Source organism: Arthrobacter bussei (assembly GCF_009377195.2).
Lineage (GTDB): Bacteria > Actinomycetota > Actinomycetes > Actinomycetales > Micrococcaceae > Arthrobacter_D > Arthrobacter_D bussei.
Map to the genome: position 1 here is coordinate 1 of NZ_VJXX01000024.1, position 291 is coordinate 291.

The 291-nt window shown below is 73.2% G+C and carries 1 protein-coding gene; it reads left to right on the top strand.

What is annotated here, in order from left to right; all coding sequences use genetic code 11:
* On the top strand, positions 1 to 291 hold a 291-nt coding region (locus tag FNH21_RS16750), incomplete at both ends, for a potassium-transporting ATPase subunit C (protein WP_152817190.1).

A 291-nucleotide genomic window follows, 5' to 3' on the forward strand; every position in this document is an offset into this window, starting at 1 on the left:
CCCGGAGAACCCGGACCTCGTGGCCGCTGTCGAGGAGCGCCGTGCCGCCGTCGCGGCATTCGAGGGCGTGGACCCGGCGTCCGTCCCCGCGGACGCGCTCACGGCGTCGGCCTCGGGCCTCGATCCGCACATCAGCCCCGAGTACGCGCAGCTCCAGGTGCCGCGCGTCGCGGTGGAGCGCGGCCTCGCGGAGTCCGACGTCGAGGCCCTCGTGGAGGAGAACACCCAGGGCCCCGACCTCGGCTTCCTCGGCGAGGAGTCCGTCAACGTGGTCGAGTTGAATCTCGCACT